The organism is Mesorhizobium sp. M2A.F.Ca.ET.037.01.1.1 (assembly GCF_003998075.1).
GTDB lineage: Bacteria > Pseudomonadota > Alphaproteobacteria > Rhizobiales > Rhizobiaceae > Mesorhizobium.
In genome coordinates, this window is the sequence record NZ_RZSA01000779.1 from 1 (window position 1) to 3,260 (window position 3,260).

General features: G+C 66.3%; 4 protein-coding genes. 2 read left to right on the plus strand and 2 right to left on the minus strand.

Annotated elements, in window-relative coordinates; translation table 11 throughout:
• Together EOA27_RS28820 and rsmA are read left to right on the plus strand one after the other, a co-directional pair.
• Positions 1-485, plus strand: a 485-nt coding sequence (locus tag EOA27_RS28820) for a 4-hydroxythreonine-4-phosphate dehydrogenase PdxA (protein ID WP_189562143.1), incomplete at its 5' end; no start/stop codon positions are given.
• Positions 486-493: 8 nt separating this feature from the next.
• Entirely contained in the window at positions 494-1,327 is an 834-nt protein-coding gene (gene rsmA, locus EOA27_RS28825; protein ID WP_126083455.1) for a 16S rRNA (adenine(1518)-N(6)/adenine(1519)-N(6))-dimethyltransferase RsmA, read from the plus strand.
• 200 nt (positions 1,328-1,527) lie between these two features.
• Here the strand turns inward: rsmA and gmk are convergent, their stop codons facing one another.
• Together gmk and EOA27_RS28835 are read right to left on the minus strand one after the other, a co-directional pair.
• Entirely contained in the window at positions 1,528-2,202 is a 675-nt protein-coding gene (gene gmk, locus EOA27_RS28830; RefSeq protein ID WP_126061838.1) for a guanylate kinase, read from the minus strand.
• 5 nt (positions 2,203-2,207) lie between these two features.
• Positions 2,208-3,098, minus strand: a complete 891-nt coding sequence (locus tag EOA27_RS28835; RefSeq protein WP_126078245.1) for a YicC/YloC family endoribonuclease — start codon at positions 3,096-3,098, stop codon at positions 2,208-2,210.
• Positions 3,099-3,260 lie beyond the last annotated feature (162 nt).

The following is a 3,260-nucleotide window of genomic DNA, read 5'->3' on the forward strand; positions in this document are numbered from 1 at the left end:
CCACGGAGCTGATCGTCGCCGTCGCGCGCATCACCGCCGCCGATCTCAAGAGCCGCTTCGGCATCGCGCGGCCGCGGCTTGCGATCGCCGGGCTCAACCCGCATGCCGGCGAAGGCGGCGCCATGGGCCAGGAGGATGCCGCAATCGTCGCCCCGGCCGTCGAGACGCTGAAGGCGGAAGGCATCGATGCGGTTGGGCCGCTGCCGGCCGACACGATGTTTCATCCACGCGCGCGCGCCACCTATGATGCGGCGCTGTGCATGTATCACGACCAGGCGCTGATTCCGGCCAAGACCTTGGCCTTCGACGAGGCGGTCAATGTGACGCTGGGCCTGCCCTTCATCCGCACCTCGCCGGATCACGGCACCGCCTTCGATATCGCCGGCAGGGGCATTGCCCGCGCCGAGAGCCTGATCGCGGCGCTCAGGCTGGCGCGCCGGCTGGCCGACAGCGATCCAAGCCGCGGCCGCGTGAGGACGCCTTGAACGAGCGCATGACGATCGACGGGTTGCCACCGTTGCGCGCGGTGATCGAGCGGCATGGACTCCAGGCCAAGAAGGCGCTCGGGCAGAATTTCCTGCTCGACCTCAACCTGACAAGCAAGATCGCCCGCGCCGCCGGCGATCTCAGCGAGGCGACCGTGATCGAGGTCGGTCCCGGCCCGGGCGGGCTGACGCGGGCGCTGCTGTTCAACGGCGCGCGGCGCGTGATCGCCATCGAGCGCGACGAGCGCTGCCTCGAAGCGCTGGCTGAGGTTTCCAGCCACTATCCCGGTCGCCTGGAGGTCATTCCCGGCGATGCGCTGAAAACGGATTTTGCCGCGCTTGCCGGTACGGCGAATGGCGGGCCGGTGAAGATCGCCGCCAACCTGCCCTACAATATCGGCACCGAGCTTCTGATCCGCTGGCTGACGGTCAACGACTGGCCGCCCTTCTACCAGTCGATGACGCTGATGTTCCAGCGCGAGGTGGCGGAGCGCATCACGGCGGGTCCAGCCAGCGACGCCTATGGCCGGCTCGGCGTACTGGCCGGCTGGCGCACCGAGGCGAGGATCGCCTTCGACGTGCCGCCGCAGGCTTTCACGCCGCCGCCCAAGGTCACCTCCTCCGTCGTGCATCTGGTGCCGCGCCCGTCTCCCCTGCCCGTCGACGGCAAGAAGCTCGGCCGTGTCACCGAGGCGGCCTTCGGCCAGCGCCGCAAGATGCTGAGGCAAAGCGTGAAGAGCCTGGGCGGCGAGGCTTTGCTGACACGGGCCGGCATCGACCCGACGCGGCGGGCGGAAACGCTGAGCGTGGAAGAGTTTGTCCGGCTGACGAACGCCGTTTGACCGCCGACGCCACCACTGGAACCCACATTCCCGACGATCAAGCCAATGCGCATTTTGCCGCGAGACGGCAGGCGGCGGGTGGCAAGTGAGGGTCGTCTGACTGACCTTTGCGCTTCGCGAGCCGCCACAGGCCGGCGCTGCCCCTCATCCGGCCCTTTGGGCCACCTTCTCCCCGTAAAACGGGGAGAAGGAAAGGCTGCCTACTCCGTCTTCTCGTCCAGCAATCCCGAGATGAAGTCGAACAGGCCAGGCCGCCTGTCGCGGCGCAGACGCTCGGCAGCAACGATGGCGCGGACCTCGGCGAAGGCGCGGTCGAGATCGTCGTTGACGATGACGAAGTCGTATTCTTTCCAATGCTCGATCTCCAGGCGAGCGTTCTTCAGCCTGGTCTCGATGACGGATTCCTGGTCCTCGGCGCGTCGCTTCAGGCGCGCCTTCAATTCCTTCATCGACGGCGGCAGGATGAAGATCGAGACGATGTCGGCGCGCATCTTCTCCTTGAGCTGCTGGGCGCCCTGCCAGTCGATGTCGAACAGCATGTCGCGGCCTTCGGCCAGCGCGATTTCCGCCGGCTCGCGCGGCGTCGCATAGCAATTGCCGTGCACCTCGGCCCATTCGAGCAGCGCGTCGGAATCGCGCAGCCGCTCGAAGTCGCGCATGGAGCGGAAATGATAGTGGACGCCTTCGATCTCCGAACCGCGGCGAGGCCTTGTCGTGACGGAGACCGAAAGCTCGAGGCTTGGATCGCTCTCCAGAAGGTTGCGCGCGATCGTCGACTTGCCGGCGCCCGACGGCGACGACAGCACCAGCATCAATCCGCGGCGGCGGATCCGGGATCCCAGATCCCTGGCAGCCGTCGGTTCCTTGGCAACCATTCCCGTCACTCCAGATTCTGGACCTGTTCGCGAAACTGGTCGACCACCGCCTTGAGCTCCAGCCCGATCGCGGTGACCGCGGCGGCGTTCGACTTGGAGCACAAGGTATTCGATTCGCGATTGAATTCCTGCGCCAGAAAATCGAGCTTGCGGCCGATCGCACCGCCGCCTTTGAGCAGCGTCCGCGCCGAAGCGACATGCGTCTTCAGCCGGTCGATCTCCTCGCGGATGTCGGCCTTGGTGGCGAGGAAGGCCGCCTCCTGATGCAGCCGGACGGCATCGAGATTGGCCGAGGCATCCATCAACAGGCGTACCTGCTCCGTGATGCGCTCGCGGATTGCCGCCGGCTCCCGCGACGGATCGGCTTCGGCCTTCAGCGTCAACGCCTCGATCGCGTCGATATGGCCGGAAAGCAGCGCGCCAAGTGCCGCGCCCTCGCCTTGCCGCGCCTGTTCCAGCCCGGCGAGCGCTGCCTCGAGCGCCGACAGGATCGCGGCGTCAAGAGCGGCGCGCTCCTCCTCGGTCTCCATCGCCTCGGGAATGTCGAGCACGCCGCGCAGCGAGAGCAGGCCGTCGGCGGTGGCGGGCTCGGTGCCGAACTGCTCCTGCAAGCGCTTCGCCAGTCCCGCCAGATCCTTGAGGAACGCCTCGTTAACCACCGGCTGGGCTTGCCTGGCAGCAGCGCGGCCGACGGTCAATGTCGCCTGGAAATTGCCGCGCGCGAAACGCTTCTGAACAGTCTGCCGGACAGAGGTCTCCAGCCGGTCGAAACCCTGCGGCAACCTCAGCCGAACCTCGGCGCTCTTGCCGTTCACCGATTTCACCTCCCAGGCGATCGAGGTGCCCTCGCTCTCGGCGGCGGACCGCGCGAAACCGGTCATGCTTTGCAGGTTCATTGTGCCTGTCATCCCCTGTGGCAGGCCAACGCAAGCGGCCCGGCGCTACACGCCCTAGAGCGTTTCACCGTTTCACGGAAACGGCGAACCACTCTATCTCTTTGTTTTTACGCAATTCCGGACGGAAAACCGCTCACACTTTTCCTGGAATTGCTCTAAAAA

What these genes read in the sequence shown, in the direction of transcription:
- rsmA (WP_126083455.1), top strand. Translation starts at nt 494, where the DNA reads ATGACGATCGACGGGTTGCCACCGTTGCGCGCGGTGATCGAGCGGCAT.
- gmk (WP_126061838.1), bottom strand. Translation starts at nt 2,202, where the DNA reads ATGGTTGCCAAGGAACCGACGGCTGCCAGGGATCTGGGATCCCGGATC.
- EOA27_RS28835 (WP_126078245.1), bottom strand. Translation starts at nt 3,098, where the DNA reads ATGAACCTGCAAAGCATGACCGGTTTCGCGCGGTCCGCCGCCGAGAGC.